Here is a 14,285-nt window from a genome sequence, read left to right as displayed (position 1 = left end):
AGGAATCTGTTGCAGCACAACACTGATGTCGTCGTCGTGGGCGGCGGACTCGGCGGGGTCGCCGCCGCTCTCGCGCTGCTGCGCGCCGGTCGCCGGGTCGTGCTCACCGAGGAGTTCGAGTGGCTCGGCGGGCAGCTCACCAGCCAGGCCGTGCCGCCGGACGAGCACAGCTGGGTCGAGCGCTTCGGGGTCACCGCCTCGTACCGCTCGTTGCGCGACGGCATCCGCGACTACTACCGCCGCCACTACCCCCTCACGCCGCAGGCGCGGGCGTGGCGCGAGCTCAACCCCGGCGCGGGCAACGTGAGCCGCCTCTGCCACGAACCCCGCGTCGCCGTGGCCGTGATCGACGAGATGCTGGCGCCCTACCGGGGCAGCGGCAGGCTCACGGTCCTCCAGCCCGCCAGGCCGGTCTCGGCGCGCACGGACGGCGACCGGATCGTGTCGGTCACCGTCGAGCACAACGGTGCGGAGGTCGAGCTGGCAGCGCCCTACGTCCTCGACGCGACGGAGACCGGTGAGCTGCTCCCGTTGTCCGGCACCGAGTACGTCACCGGCTTCGAGTCCACACTGGACACCGGTGAGCCCAGCGCGCCGGAGACCGCGCAGCCGGCGAACATGCAGGCGATGTCGGTGTGCTTCGCGATCGACCACGTCGACGGCGACCACACCGTCGACAAGCCCGCGCGGTACGACTTCTGGCGCGAGTACCAGCCCTCGTACTGGGGCGACCGCATGCTGTCGTTCCGCTCCCCCGACCCGCGCACGCTGAGCATCGCCGAGCGAACGTTCACCCCGAACCCGGACGACGACCCGTTGAGCGTCCTGTCCGACCAGCGGCTCAGCGCGGGCGACAGCAACCTGTGGACGTTCCGCCGCATCGCCGCCCGCCGCAACTTCGTCGACGGCGCCTACGACAGCGACATCTGCCTGGTCAACTGGCCGATGATCGACTACTTCGAGTCGCCGGTGATCGACGTCCCGGACGCGGACGCGCACATCGCCGCGGCACGGGAGCTGTCGAGGTCGGTGCTGTACTGGCTGCAGACCGAGGCGCCGCGGCAGGACGGCGGCACCGGGTTCCCCGGCCTGCGGCTGCGCGGCGACGTCACCGGCAGCGCGGACGGTCTCGCCCAGGCGCCGTACATCCGCGAGTCACGGCGGATGCGGACCGAGTACACGATCGTCGAGCAGGACCTCTCGCTCGCCGTGCGCGGCGACAAGGGCGCCGTCCAGCACGCCGACGCCGTGGGCGTGGGCATGTACCGCATCGACCTGCACCCCTCGACCGGCGGCGACAACTACCTCGACGTCGCGAGCTGCCCGTTCGAGATCCCGCTCGGCGCGCTCATCCCCCAGCGCGTCGAGAACCTGCTACCCGCGGGCAAGAACATCGGCACCACCCACATCACCAACGGTTCCCACCGGCTGCACCCGGTCGAGTGGAACGTCGGCGAGGTCGCGGGCGCGCTCGCGGACTTCTGCCTGGCGCACCGAGTCACCCCTCGCGCGGTGCGCAACACCCCCGGCCTGCTCGCGGACTTCCAGCACCGGCTGGAACGCGACGGGGTCGAGCTCCGCTGGCCGGACGTGTCCGGTTACTAGCTGCCCAGGGAGACAACGATGTCCAGGCTTCTAGCACTCATCTGCACAGCTCTCCTCGCCCTCACGGCGTGTTCAGGCTCGGCCGCCACCGGACCCAAGTCGCTGCGCATGACCGTGTGGACCGCCAACGAGGCGCATCTCAAGCTGCTCAACGAGATCGCAGCCGAGTACAGGGCGGCGCACCCGGACGTCACCGAGATCAAGTTCGACACGATCCCGGCCGACGGCTACACCACCACCCTCACCACCCAGATCGCCGGCGGCAACGCGCCCGACCTGGCGTGGATCCTCGAGGAGTCGGCACCGGACTTCGTGTCCTCGGGCGCTTTGGCACCGATCAGGGCGAAGGTCGAGAAGGCCGACGAGCTCGTGCCGTCCGCGATCAAGCTGTGGGAGAAGGACGGCGAGCTGTACGCGTACCCGTTCTCCACCTCGCCGTTCGGTCTGTTCGTCAACACCGACCTGGTGAAGGAACTGCCGAAGACCTGGGAGCAGGCGGTCGCGGCCTCGGCCGGCAAGAACCTCGTGCTGCCGGACTTCAAGTACCAGAACTGGGCCGTGCTCTCGGCGATCTGGCGCGGCTGGGGCGCTCAGGCGTGGAGCGAGGACGGCAGGCAGTGCGGCTTCGCGAGCCCGGAGATGAAGGACGCCATGACGTTCGTCCACAAGGCGATCTTCACGGACAAGGCGATCCCCGGCCCCGGCACGACCGTGGACTTCTTCGCGGGCAACGCGGCCATGGCCGTCAGCCAGATCTCGCGGGCGGGCGCGTTGAAGGAGGCGAAGTTCGGCTGGACGCTGCTGCCGCTGCCGCAGGGCCCCAAGGGTGACTACGCGGTGATCGGCCAGGCCGGCGTCGGCGTGCTGAAGCGCTCCAAGAACGCCGAGGCCGCCGCGGACTTCCTGGGCTTCTTCACCAACGCGGCCAACTCCGCGAAGCTCGCCCAGTTCTTCCCGCCGGTGCGGCAGTCGTTGCTCAACGCCGGCACGCTGGCCAAGAGCAACCCGCTGCTCAAGCCGGAGCAGCTGCAGTCGGTCGTGATCGACGGCATCAGCAAGGGCGTGGTGAAGCCGAGCCACCAGGGCCAGGAGGAGCTCAACCAGACGATCCGCGCGGCGCTCGACCCGTTGTGGAAGCCGGACGCGGACATCGGCCAGGTGCTCGACGGCGTGTGTACGAAGATCAAGCCGTTGCTGGAGCGCCAGTGACGTTCTGGACGTATCGCAGGCGCGACAACCTGGTCGGCTACCTGTTCGTCGCGCCTGCCCTGCTCGGCAGCCTCGCGTTCGTGCTGTTCCCCCTCGCGATGGTCGCCTGGTACAGCCTCAACGAGTGGAACGTGCTCGGCGGCACGTTCGAGTTCATCGGCGGCGAGAACTACGCGAGGCTGCTCGCCGACGAGAAGCTGCGTGACTCGCTCGTCGCCACGGCCTGGTTCGCCGCCGGGCTGGTGGTGCTGAACCTGTCGCTGGCGTTGCTGCTCGCGGTGCTGCTCAACCAGAAGCTGCGCGGCACCACGTTGTTCCGCACGCTGTTCTTCTCCCCCGTGCTGGTGTCGCTGGTGGCGTGGACGCTGGTGTGGCAGCTCATGCTGCAGCCGGAGGGCAGCGTGAACGGCCTGCTCGGCGTGTTCGGGATCGACGGACCGAACTGGCTGCGCGGCGAGACGACCGCCATGGTGTCGGTGGTCGTCGTGCAGGTGATCAAGAACGTCGGGCTCAACATGGTGCTGTTCCTCGCGGCGCTGCAAGGGGTTCCGGCACCGTTGTACGAGGCCGCGAAGATCGACGGCGCGGGGCCGTGGACCCGGTTCCGGCGGATCACGATCCCGTTGATCAGCCCGACGATCCTGCTCACGTCGATCATCACGATCGTCGGCTCGCTGCAGGTGTTCGCGCAGATCGCGGTGCTCACCCAGGGCGGTCCCGGCACGTCGACGACCGTGTTGATCTACTACCTGTACCAGCAGGCGTTCCAGTTCCACCACTTCGGCTACGGCGCGACGATCTCGGTGCTGCTGTTCGTCATCGTCGCCGCCCTGACGCTGCTGCAGTGGCGGATGCGCCGGAAGTGGGTGCTCCATGAGTCGTAAGGTCTGGCTGTACGGGTTGTTGTGCCTGCTGTGCGTGCCGTTCGTGTTCCCGACGTGGTGGATGGTCACCTCGTCGATGAAACCGATCAGCGAGATCTTCTCCGAGTCGCTGCTGCCGTCGGAGTGGACGTTCTCCACGTACGAGACCGTGTTCAGGATGCAGCCGTTCGGGCAGCAGTACTGGAACAGCCTCTACATCGCGGTGATCGTCACGGCCGGCACGATGGCCGTCGCCGCGCTCGCGGGGTACGCGTTCGCCCGGATCAGGTTCCCCGGCCAGAACGTGCTGTTCGTGGTGGTGCTGACCGGCCTGCTCATCCCGAGCGAGGTCACGATCGTCCCGCTGTTCCAGATGTTCCAGTCGTTCGGGATGACGAACACGCACTGGCCGCTGATCATCGTGCCGATCTTCGGGGCGCCGTGCGTGCTGGCGATCTTCATCATGCGCCAGTTCTTCATCGCGCTGCCGCCGGAGCTGGAGGAGGCCGCCCGCATGGACGGCCTGGGCCGGGCGGGCATCTTCTACCGGATCGCCCTGCCGCTCTCCAGGCCCGCGCTGGGCGCGGTCGCGATCTTCACGTTCCTGCACTCGTGGAACCTGTACCTGGAACCGATCGTGTACCTGTCCACCCCGGACATGTTCACGCTGCCGCAGGCGCTGACCCAGTTCGTGGACATCTACGGCGGCCCCATGTGGAACGTCCAGCTGGCCGCCGCGACGATGACGGCCGTGCCGATCCTCGTGGTGTTCGTGCTGGCGCAGCGGCAGTTCATCGAGGGCCTCGCGCACACGGGCGTGAAGGGGTGATCGACCCGGAGATCGCGTCAGCGGTGGACTTCTCCCGTCCACCGCTGACGCTCGAGGGAATTCCGGCGAGGCGGGCCGCCAACCGGATCGTCACCGACGCCGAACTGACGCGCGGTGGCGCGGTGACGTTCACCGAGGAGGACGCGGACGGCGTGCCCGTGCTCGTGCTGCGTCCGACAGGCTCTGAGGGCCCTTCCGTTCTCCACGTGCACGGCGGCGGGATGGTCGCGGGTACCCGCCGGTCCGACCTGCACGTGCTGGCCGAGTGGGTGTCGGAGCTGGGCGTCACGCTGGTCTCGCCCGAGTACCGGCTGGCGCCCGAACACCCGCACCCGGCGCCTGTGCGGGACTGCTACCGGACGCTGGAGTGGATGGACCGCAACGGGTTCGGCTCACCGGTCGTCGCGGGCACGTCGGCGGGCGGCGGGCTGGCGGCGGCGGTCGCGCTGATGGCCCGCGACCTCGGCGGGCCGGCCATTCGCGGTCAGCTGCTGATGTGCCCGATGCTCGACGACAGGTGCGAGACCCCGTCCAGCCACCAGTTCCTCGACGGCACCACCTGGGTGCGCTCGTCGAACCTCACCGGCTGGACGGCGTTGCTCGGCGAGGCCAGGGGCGGGCCGGACGTGTCACCGCACGCCGCTCCGGCGCGCGCGACCGATCTCTCCGGCCTGCCGCCGACCTACGTCGACGTGGGCTCGGTGGACGTGTTCCGCGACGAGGCCGTCGGCTACGCCTCCCGCATCTGGCAGGCCGGAGGGGACGCCGAGCTGCACGTGTGGCCCGGCGGCTGCCACGGTTTCGACCAGCTCGCGCCGGACGCCCTGGTGTCGCGGCGCGCTCGTGCGACCCGCATCGCCTGGCTGCGGCGGGTGCTCGGCTGAGTCCCTCGCGGGAGAACACCCGCGAGGGACTCGCGATCACTTGTAGCGCGGATGTGTGGTGTGCCATTCGAAGCCGCCACCCATCCAGGCCTTGGTGCCCTTCAGGAACCGGTGCAGCTCCACCGATGGCACCGCGAGCAGCGCCTTGTGCCCCGCCTCGAAGTCGCGCACCAGTTGGTTGTGCAGCTCCACGGTCCGTGCGGTGGCCTCGGCGATCGAGCACTCACGGTCGGCCGCGATCTGCAGGACCATGTTGCAGACCGGTTTCTCGTCGGCGGCGTCCTTCTCCACCGACACCAGGTCGTTCACGATCACCGACGCCGTGCCCGCGGCCGTGAGCAGCTGCCGCACCCGCGGGTCGTAGTACAGCGGCGCGGGCAGTTCGTACCCTCCAACGGCGTCGATCAGCGTCATCGACGTGTAAAAGGTGTCGTGCTGCCTCGTCGCGAGGTACTGCCACGCGGGCGGGTAGTTGCCCGTGTGCCGCCAGGCCGCGTAGGCGCCCCACGACACGAACATCGCGAACGTCGAGTAGCAGACCCGTTGCACCACGGTCGCCGTGCTGCGGGCCGTGAGGTGCGCGATGCCCGAGCGCAGGCCGACGAGCACCGGATCGGACGCGACCCTCTCCTCCAGGTCCGCGGTGAACTCGGCGGCGGGCGCCACCGGGTCCATCGCGGCCATCGCCAGGGCCAGCCGCGGTGGCAGCTCGGCCGGGATCGCGCCCATCTCCGTGTCGTCCGCGTACAGGTCGTCAGCGGCCCACCACGCCGCGTTCAGCCGGGCGGCGATCAGCAGCTGGTCGACGTCGTCGGTGTCCACGTGCGTGAGCACCGCGAGCCGGCCGAACATGCCGCCCAGGAACCGTTCCGGCTCCTCGAAACCGCACTCCCCCGCCCAGGCGACGAGGCGCTCGTCCACGGCGGCCGCCAGCAGGGCGTCCTCGCGTTCGAGCACCGGCACGTACAACGGCGGCGCGGTGCCGTCGCCCCACTGGCGTTCGGCGTAGCCCGGCTCCGGCGGCGGTGCCACGACCTCGGGCCGCCCGAGCCGGGCAGCGGAGGTGCCCAGCCCGGACGGCCCGGTGAGGAGGTCCTTCATCAGATCCTGTCCGCCACGATCAGCAGGTAGTGGAAGCTGCCCTCCTTGTACGCGGTGAGGAACGGGTCCTCGACGCCGGTCGCGACCGACGACTGGGCCCGCAGCTCCCAGTACGGGATGGTGTCCGGCGTCAGGTCGACGACGCTGATCGGCACGAACCCGTTGTCCGCCAACGCCCGGAAGTACTCGCTGCGCGGGTGGATGTTGCAGATGTAGTGCTGGTCGATCTGGCTGACCGCGCGCGATCGCAGGCCGGTCAGGTCGTTGGAGCAGCCGGTGATGCAGACGTACCGGCCGCCGGGCGCGATGAGGCGCGCGAACTCGCCGTACAGCTGCTGGAGGTCCACGTACATCGTGGTCTCGTTGGTCCAGATGCCGTTGAACGAGCCGGTCTCGAAACCGGTGTCGAGCATGTTCTTGAAGTGGAACCGCACCTCGTCCGCGACACCGCGTTCCTGGGCCTGGCCGTTGGCGAACGCCACCTGCTCCTCGGAGATGCTGACGCCGTCGATGCGGGCGCCGAAGCGGGCGTTGGCCATGAAGCTCGTGCCGCCGCGGCCGGACCCGCCGTCCATCAGGTGGGGATGGGGCGGCAGGTCGCCGAACGCGTCGAGCAGCACCTCCGCCTGCGCCGTCTCCAGCCGGTGCATCTCGGCGATCATCACCTGGTCGCGCACCTCGGCGGGCGCCTGCAGCACCGCCGGGTCGTACTGGCCGAGCCCGTAGTGGTGGTGGTAGAGCCCGTCCACCTCGCCGAGCTTGATGTTGACCGGGTCCTTCTCCTTGTTCCAGTAGTCCGCGACGGAACGCTGGTAGTCGGTGCGCAGAACCGGCTTCACAGTGGGGCTCGCCATGACCTGGGTGGCTCCTGTTCGTTGGAACGCTCACTGCCGAACAGCAACTGACCTTTGCAGCCGACGGCCCAGCGGGCGATCCGCCGTTCAGGCTTGGTTCGGACACGAACGGGGCCCGGAACGTCGCGTTCCGGTAGGTCCTTTAACGCAGGCAAGGGGGTTGGTATCCGCACTTTCGTGGGATCTCCGCGCCCGACCGGATGACAGGAGGGCCAGAAATTCCATGTCACTGGGAAGAAATCCCGGCACAGCGCTCACGGCGCCGCCCCACGCCCGCTCGGCCCGCTGACGGCACGGACGACTCGCACGATTCAGACGCCTGAGCAGCCCCGGGAACTGTTCGATCGAGCAAGAAGTCGTCATTGAAAACCATTGCACCATTACCTATTTCACGAACGTGAATATTTGACACAGATCTAATCCATCGACTACAAAGAAATGGCCCCGCCCTGCCAACCGAGGGTTATCAATGCCGAAAACCTCGCTACTGCTGTCCCTGCTCTTAATCGGTTCGCTGACCGTTCCCGCCACGACGGCGATCGCCGCACCCGCGCTGACGGGCCTGGACGTCTCGTCGGGCAACCGGCGAGCACCTATTTCCAGCCTGTACGATTGGTCGAAAGCCGGGTATCGCGGCAATGGCGTGCTGCCGGGAAACAATGAGATCAACCCGAGCGCCACCTGTCAGATCACGGCGGCGGAACTCGCTTCCCAGTTCGGCGTCCGCCCGGACGACGCGGCTGACGACACAGCGGGGCTCCAGGCCGCGATCGACGCGATCAGAACGCAGTGCTCACCCAGCGCGAGCTACACGAAGCTCAGCACCATCACGCTGCCGGCGGGCCGGCTGAAGGTCTCGAAGGAGCTTCACGCCGACGCCGACTACCTGATCATCAGGGGCGCGGGCGCGACCGCCACGAAGATCGTCTACACCCCGGACGCGACCACCCGGTACGACTCCCTGACGCCGGACGGGTCGGACTGGGACGAGGACGGCATGACGTCCGGGCAGGGCAAGGGCGGCTGGCTGTGGCCGGGCCGCGGCCTGTTCCGGGTCCAGTCGCGCGGCGTGCACAGCAGTTACGCGAGCGACTACGCGGCGGCACCGGAGAACCGCAAGGACATCTTCGAGGGCACGGTCAACGTGCACTGGAAAACCGGTGTGAAGGTGAGCGCGGCCGCGAAGTCCGGAGACCGCACAGTCAAGGTCACCTCGTCCAGTGCGATCAAAGCGGGCATGCTCGTCAACGTCCGTGCCGCGAACTCGGTGAAGTTCTACGAGCAGCAGTTCGCGACGGGCACGCCGTACCCGATGCTGAACATGCACATGCGCCAGCAGATCTTCACCGTGACGTCGGTGTCGGGCACGACGGTCACGCTCGACAAGCCGCTGGAGTTCGACGTCCCGGTCAACTCCACCTCGGACGGGTCCCCGGCGATCGGCGGGACGACGTACGACTCGAAGGTGTCGCCGCTGGTGGATCCGGTCCTCGGCGTCGGGTTCGAGAACTTCGGCTTCACGCAGGCGATGCCGAACCTCGACCCCGCCGAGGCCACCAACAACTACGGCAACATGGCTCCCGCAGACGAGATGCACGGGATCGTGTTCAAGTGGGCGGCGAACTCGTGGGTGAAGGGCATCCGCGCCGAGATGACCGGGTCGCACCCGATCGTCACCGAGGAGGCCAAGAACCTCCAGATCGTCGACAACCACCTCGACGGTTCGTGGAACAAGGGCAAGGGCGGCAACGGTTACTTCCGCGGCTCACGCGTGTGGGACTCGCTCTACGCCGGCAACACCTCGCGCAACCTGCGGCACTTCACGTTCCAGTGGTCCGCTTCGGGCAACGTCGTGGTGGGCAATGACTTCGACTCCGACCTGAACCTGCACGGCGGGTGGGAGCGCAACAACCTGTTCGAGAACAACAGCGTGAAGGTCTCGTACGCCCACCGTTCGGGCAACTGCCGTGCCAACTGCGGTGAGGAGGGCGGCGGCGGGCCCGACGACTCGAACTGGTTCCCGATCTGGTGGGGTGCCGGCAAGAAGGCCGTCAAGTGGTCCGGTGCCACCGGCCCGCGCAACGTGTTCTTCAACAACGGCATGACGAAGCAGCTGTCGACCGGTGGCTCGTACGACCCGTTCTACAGCGAGAAGGGCCGGGTCTACCAGTTCGGCTGGAACGGCAGCGCGTACAAGCACCTCGACATCGGTGGCACCGCCATCACCGACTGGGCGAAGAACGAGCAGCGCGACTACACCGGCGGCCACGGCGTCGACGCTTCGAAAACCGACACGGCGAAGTCGTTGTTCCTCAAGAACATCCCGGCCACGTTCGCTGCCGGGTCCACCGAGGACGACTTCGGCGCGCGGGCCACGATCCCGGTGTCCACCGCCGACCAGCTGAGGACCGCGCTGGCCGGCGCGAAGCCGGGCGACACGATCTCGTTGGCACCGGGCACGTACCGCGGCGCGTTCGTCTCGCAGAAGGCCGGCACGTCGAGCAACCCGATCACGCTGAGCGGTCCCTCGTCGGCGGTGCTGGTCAACGACGGCCCGTCCGGCACCGCTCCCTCCTGCCCGGCGCCGACCGCGGGCTGGGACTCGGGTTACGGCCTGTGGCTGTACAACGCGCCGTACTGGAACATCAAGGGCATCACGGTGGCGGAGTCGAAGAAGGGCATCATCCTCGACAACTCCCACCACGTCACGATCGACGGCGTGACCGTGCGCAGGACCGACGAGGAAGGCGTGCACTTCCGGCGTTCCTCCGCCGACGGCGTCATCAGGAACTCGACGATCACGGACGCCGGCGTCGTGACGAAGGACTACGGCGAGGGCGTGTACATCGGCTCCGCGAACTCCAACTGGAAGTGTCACGGCAACACCGGCGGCGTCGACAGGTCCGACCGCGTCCAGGTGATCGGCAACAGGATCGGCCCTGGCGTCTCCGCTGAGCACATCGACGTCAAGGAAGGCACGCAGGGCGGCCTGATCAGCGGCAACACGTTCAACGGCACCGGGATCTCCGGCGCCAACTCCGCCGACTCGTGGGTCGACGTGAAGGGCTTCGGCTACCGGATCGAGAACAACACCGGCACCTTCACCTCACCCGGCACGTTCAAGAACGGCTACGAGACGCACAACCCGAGCACGACGCCGTCGTTCGGCAACGGCTGCGGGAACGTGTGGCGGAACAACAGGTCCGACCTCGGCAACGTCGGCGAGTACGCGGTGTACGTGTCGTCCACCTCGAAGTGCAAGGCCAACCCGAATGTCGTGCACGCCTCGAACACGGTCAGCCGTGCGAAGAAGGGCGTGTCGAACATCCCGGTCACCCCGTAGAAGGCGGGGGTTGCAGGGGTCCCGGCCGGTGTACGGCGGCGTCGCCGGCCGGGTCCTCTGGCTACTGAACAGGTTGCTTCATCGCCCGCACTTCCTCCCGCAGCGCCCGGACCTCCTGCAGCAGCAGGTCGTCGTGGCTCGCGGAACGGGGTGCGGGCAACGTGATCTCCTCCTGCATCGCGCTGCACACCACCGCGATGAACAGGTTCAGCATCGTGAACGTGCCGACCATCAGGTAGACGAGGAAGAAGATCCACGCGAGGGGCTTCTGCTCCATCAGGTCGCGCATCACGTCCGACCAGCCGTCGCCCGTGGTGATCTGGAACAGCGTCAGCAACGTCGGGCCGAGGCCCGTGAAGCGCGGGTCACCGGTGTCGCCGAAGAGGTTGCTCGCGACCACCCCGCCGATGTAGACGAGCAGCGCCAGCAGTCCGCACAGTGACAGCAGCCCGGGAATGGACCTCACCAGCGCCGTGACGACCCGGCGCATGCTCGGCACCATCGCGACGAGCCGCAGCGCCCGCAGGATCCTGAGGCTGCGCAGCACCGACAACGGGCCGGCCGCCGGGATCAGCGCGATGGCCACGATGACGAAGTCGAAGACGTTCCACGGGTCCTTGAAGAACCTCCAGCCGAACGCGTACAGCCTCGCCCCGAGCTCCAGCGTGAAGATCGCCAGCGCCAGGCGGTCGACCATCGTCAGCAACGGGCCGAAGTTCGCGTGCAGGACGGTGGAGGTCTCCGCTCCCAGCGTGATCGCGTTGACCACGATCACGCCGAGGACGAACATCTGGAACCGGTCGCTCTCCACGAGCTGGCCGATCCGGGCACGCGCCATCTTCACTTGCTGCTCCTACGACAGGGGTTGTGCTACCTATCGGCGGTGGAGGCGGCCCAACTGTTCACCCGGTCGTGTTGATCAGCTCCAGTCTGCTCGCGGTGCGGGCAAGGTCTCGCGTGTCGCCACCGACGATCTCCCCGAGCACGTGGTCGCTCACGAGCGTCAGCCTGACGTCCTTGTCCACCAACACGTCCACGACGTTAGCGAACCGCTGCCTCGCGTCCCTGCCGCAGGTGTGCAGCCTCGGGACGCCGGTGATCACCCAGTCGTCGAAGCGGTCGGCGAGCACCAGGTAGTCCTGCGTCGAGGTCGGTTTCTCGCACAGGTCGCCGAAGTCGAACCAGATCCTGGTGTGCTCGGTGCCGAGCGCGGTGATCGCGCGGCCGTTGACGTCGAGGGTGACCGGTGTGTCCGGCAGTTCGGTGTCGCCGGTGATCTCGCCGGTCTCGAAACGCGACCGTGGCGCGCCGTGCAGGTGCCGGTAGTCGTTGGTGCCGTTGAGCTCCACGGGTTCCATGAGCTTCTCGACCAGTTCGATGCCGGGCAGGAAGAGGTGGTGGTAGAGCGGGTCGGGCAACAGCCCGGCGGGCGGGTAGTTCGACGTGGCGATGATCATCACCTCGCGTTCTTGGAGCGCCTCCAACAACCGCGTCAGCAGCATGGCGTCGCCGACGTCGTGCACGTGTAGTTCGTCGAACGCGAGCACCTTCGGCCGCCCGACCAGTTCCCGCACTGCCCTGGCGACGGCGCCGCGTTCGTACAACCGCTCGGCGATCCCGCGATGCAGTTCCTGGAAGAACGCGTGGAAGTGCACGCGCTTCTTGGCCCCAGGCATGACGTCGAAGAGCGCGTCCGCCAGGAAGCTCTTGCCCCGGCCGACCGGCCCGTGCAGGTAGACGCCCCTGCGCCGACCGGCGAGCACCTCGAGCCGGGCGATGACGTCGAGCTGTGCGTCGTCGAGCACGTACCCGCTGCTCGACACGTGTGCCCGAAGATCCACTGATACCCCCGCGCCAGCTTACGATCGACCCCGTGAGCAATGTCGAGGCCGAGCCCGCAGAAGTGACGTGCACCTCCACGCCCGGTGGCGTGGAGGTCCTGACCCCGCGCGACGTCCCGCTGGGCGGCCCGCGGGCGATGAAGGTGCGCCGGACGCTCCCCCAGAAGCAGCGGTCGCTGATCGGCGCCTGGTGCTTCTGCGACCACTACGGCCCGGAGGACGTCAGCATGGACGTCGCCCCGCACCCCCACACGGGCCTGCAGACCGTGAGCTGGCTGTTCACCGGCGAGATCGAGCACCGCGACAGCCTCGGCGTCCACGCGCACGTCCGCCCCGGCGAGCTCAACCTCATGACCGGCGGCAGCGGCATCTGCCACTCCGAGCAGTCCACCGCCGCGTCCACCGTGCTGCACGGCGTGCAGCTCTGGCTGGCCCTGCCCGACGCCCACCGCGACGCGCCGCGCGACTTCCAGCACCACGTCCCGCCGACCGTTCAGGTGGACGGCTGCGCGGTCCGGGTGTTCCTCGGCTCGCTGGCGGGCTCGACGTCACCGGTCCGCACGTTCACGCCGCTGCTGGGTGCCGAGATCGTCCTGCCGGCGGGTGCGTCGCTGACCTTGGACGTGGACCCCGCGTTCGAGCACGGCGTCCTGCTCGACACCGGCGACGTGGCGCTCGGTGAGACGGCGCTCGACCCCGGTGCGCTCGGGTACGTGGGCACCGGTTCGACGACGCTGACGTTGTCGTCGGCCGGAGGCGCGCGGGTCGTGCTGCTGGGCGGCGAGCCGTTCGGCGAGGAGATCGTCATGTGGTGGAACTTCGTCGGGCGCACGCACGACGAGATCGCCGCGTTCCGGGAGGAGTGGCAGGCGGAGACCGACCGGTTCGGCCGGGTCGAGGGCTACCCCGGTGCCCGGCTGCCCGCGCCGCCGCTGCCGGGCGGACGGCTGCGGCCGCGCGGCAACCCGGCCTGATCCACTCCGTCCGAGCAGCAGGTCACTTACCGTGCCGAATCAGCTACAGAAAGCACGCTCACTTTTAAGTCGAATTTAAGGTAATCATCCCGCCGCCCCCTCATCCGGGTCGTGAGCAGGCCGTCCCACCTCGTGATTTCCATCCACAGATGACTGAGCCACCGAACGCGAAAATCGGAAAACCCCTGGTCAGAACAGGCGGCCAACACCGTCTTGCCTGGTCACGGCACCTGCATGCGAAAAGTCATACCTCGGGACCATTGAAAATCACGTTCCGATCGCTTTTCCTGATCGAGGCATCCACGGCGGTTGCCGGACGTCTAAGGGGGCATGAGGAACGTGACACGAGTGGGCGCCGACTCGACATTCGCCTTCATCGCTCCGTCCGGGCGTCCCCTGCCCGTCGACGTCGAGCTCGGCTACCGCGCCGACGACCCGCACGCGGTGACCATGACGTTCCGCATGGGACGCCAGGAGACCGTGTGGCTCGTCAGCCGCGACCTGCTCGCCGACGGGCTGATCACCACCAGCGGTGCGGGTGACGTGCGGCTGCGGCCCCACAACTCCACGACCGCCGTTCTGGAGCTGCGCTCCGACGTGTCGCACGCGGTGTTCCACGTGCAGTCGGCCGAGCTGCAGGAGTTCCTGAACTCCACCTATGACGTTGTCGCCCCCGGTTGCGAGAACGACTACGTCGACTTCGAGGTGGAGCTGCGCAAGCTGCTCGACTGAGACGACGGGCGTTTTCACCCGAACGAGCCCGTACCTTGGACCGATTCCAA

At 68.1% G+C, this 14,285-nt stretch carries 12 protein-coding genes; 8 read left to right on the top strand and 4 right to left on the bottom strand.

All coding sequences use genetic code 11. The features are described from left to right. The first annotated feature begins 9 nt into the window (after positions 1–9). The 5 genes from IEY88_RS02960 to IEY88_RS02940 are packed head-to-tail and all read left to right on the top strand — an operon-like array spanning position 10 to position 5,390. On the top strand, positions 10–1,605 hold the full coding sequence (locus tag IEY88_RS02960) for an FAD-dependent oxidoreductase (protein ID WP_268241204.1): 1,596 nt from the start codon (positions 10–12) through the stop codon (positions 1,603–1,605). A gap of 18 nt (positions 1,606–1,623) precedes the next feature. Beyond that, complete coding sequence (locus IEY88_RS02955; protein ID WP_189152967.1) at positions 1,624–2,814, top strand: ABC transporter substrate-binding protein; 1,191 nt, start codon at positions 1,624–1,626, stop codon at positions 2,812–2,814. Continuing rightward, positions 2,811–3,698, top strand: a complete 888-nt coding sequence (locus tag IEY88_RS02950) for a carbohydrate ABC transporter permease (RefSeq protein ID WP_229693036.1) — start codon at positions 2,811–2,813, stop codon at positions 3,696–3,698. Before IEY88_RS02955 ends, IEY88_RS02950 begins: the two co-directional genes overlap by 4 nt. Next, entirely contained in the window at positions 3,688–4,506 is an 819-nt protein-coding gene (locus tag IEY88_RS02945; protein ID WP_189152965.1) for a carbohydrate ABC transporter permease, read from the top strand. The genes IEY88_RS02950 and IEY88_RS02945 overlap by 11 nt, the downstream gene beginning before the upstream one ends. After that, complete coding sequence (locus IEY88_RS02940) at positions 4,503–5,390, top strand: alpha/beta hydrolase fold domain-containing protein (protein WP_189152964.1); 888 nt, start codon at positions 4,503–4,505, stop codon at positions 5,388–5,390. The genes IEY88_RS02945 and IEY88_RS02940 overlap by 4 nt, the downstream gene beginning before the upstream one ends. Before the next feature lie 36 nt (positions 5,391–5,426). Here IEY88_RS02940 and IEY88_RS02935 read toward each other — a convergent pair whose 3' ends face one another. Beyond that, positions 5,427–6,491, bottom strand: a complete 1,065-nt coding sequence (locus tag IEY88_RS02935) for a family 2 encapsulin nanocompartment cargo protein terpene cyclase (protein ID WP_189152963.1) — start codon at positions 6,489–6,491, stop codon at positions 5,427–5,429. After that, positions 6,491–7,345, bottom strand: a complete 855-nt coding sequence (locus IEY88_RS02930; RefSeq protein ID WP_189152962.1) for a geranyl diphosphate 2-C-methyltransferase — start codon at positions 7,343–7,345, stop codon at positions 6,491–6,493. Before IEY88_RS02930 ends, IEY88_RS02935 begins: the two co-directional genes overlap by 1 nt. A gap of 469 nt (positions 7,346–7,814) precedes the next feature. Here IEY88_RS02930 and IEY88_RS02925 point away from each other — a divergent pair, with 469 nt between their 5' ends. Beyond that, the gene (locus IEY88_RS02925) at positions 7,815–10,688 is read left to right on the top strand and encodes a right-handed parallel beta-helix repeat-containing protein (protein WP_189152961.1); all 2,874 of its coding nucleotides are present in this window, start codon (positions 7,815–7,817) and stop codon (positions 10,686–10,688) included. A 61-nt stretch (positions 10,689–10,749) separates the two neighbouring features. On the opposite strand, the gene IEY88_RS02920 is transcribed toward IEY88_RS02925, so the two are convergent. Both IEY88_RS02920 and zapE read right to left on the bottom strand, forming a co-directional pair. After that, on the bottom strand, positions 10,750–11,526 hold the full coding sequence (locus tag IEY88_RS02920) for an ion transporter (protein WP_189153521.1): 777 nt from the start codon (positions 11,524–11,526) through the stop codon (positions 10,750–10,752). 64 nt (positions 11,527–11,590) lie between these two features. After that, entirely contained in the window at positions 11,591–12,529 is a 939-nt protein-coding gene (gene zapE, locus IEY88_RS02915) for a cell division protein ZapE (protein WP_189152960.1), read from the bottom strand. Between the two features lie 32 nt (positions 12,530–12,561). On the opposite strand from zapE, the gene IEY88_RS02910 reads away from it, so the two are divergent. Both IEY88_RS02910 and IEY88_RS02905 read left to right on the top strand, forming a co-directional pair. After that, positions 12,562–13,503 (top strand): pirin family protein, encoded by a 942-nt coding sequence (locus IEY88_RS02910; RefSeq protein ID WP_189152959.1) that lies wholly within the window; start codon positions 12,562–12,564, stop codon positions 13,501–13,503. A 330-nt stretch (positions 13,504–13,833) separates the two neighbouring features. Then, positions 13,834–14,235 (top strand): SsgA family sporulation/cell division regulator, encoded by a 402-nt coding sequence (locus IEY88_RS02905; RefSeq protein WP_189152958.1) that lies wholly within the window; start codon positions 13,834–13,836, stop codon positions 14,233–14,235. The last annotated feature ends 50 nt before the right edge of the window (positions 14,236–14,285 follow it).

The sequence above is a fragment of the Lentzea pudingi genome (assembly GCF_014646255.1).
In the GTDB taxonomy this organism is placed as follows: domain Bacteria; phylum Actinomycetota; class Actinomycetes; order Mycobacteriales; family Pseudonocardiaceae; genus Lentzea; species Lentzea pudingi.
Note: the sequence above shows the minus strand (reverse complement) of the source record. Positions and strands in the feature narration are given on the sequence as shown.

What these genes read in the sequence shown, in the direction of transcription:
- IEY88_RS02925 (WP_189152961.1), top strand. Translation starts at nt 7,815, where the DNA reads ATGCCGAAAACCTCGCTACTGCTGTCCCTGCTCTTAATCGGTTCGCTG.
- IEY88_RS02955 (WP_189152967.1), top strand. Translation starts at nt 1,624, where the DNA reads ATGTCCAGGCTTCTAGCACTCATCTGCACAGCTCTCCTCGCCCTCACG.
- IEY88_RS02935 (WP_189152963.1), bottom strand. Translation starts at nt 6,491, where the DNA reads ATGAAGGACCTCCTCACCGGGCCGTCCGGGCTGGGCACCTCCGCTGCC.
- IEY88_RS02945 (WP_189152965.1), top strand. Translation starts at nt 3,688, where the DNA reads ATGAGTCGTAAGGTCTGGCTGTACGGGTTGTTGTGCCTGCTGTGCGTG.
- IEY88_RS02920 (WP_189153521.1), bottom strand. Translation starts at nt 11,526, where the DNA reads ATGGCGCGTGCCCGGATCGGCCAGCTCGTGGAGAGCGACCGGTTCCAG.
- IEY88_RS02905 (WP_189152958.1), top strand. Translation starts at nt 13,834, where the DNA reads ATGAGGAACGTGACACGAGTGGGCGCCGACTCGACATTCGCCTTCATC.
- IEY88_RS02930 (WP_189152962.1), bottom strand. Translation starts at nt 7,345, where the DNA reads ATGGCGAGCCCCACTGTGAAGCCGGTTCTGCGCACCGACTACCAGCGT.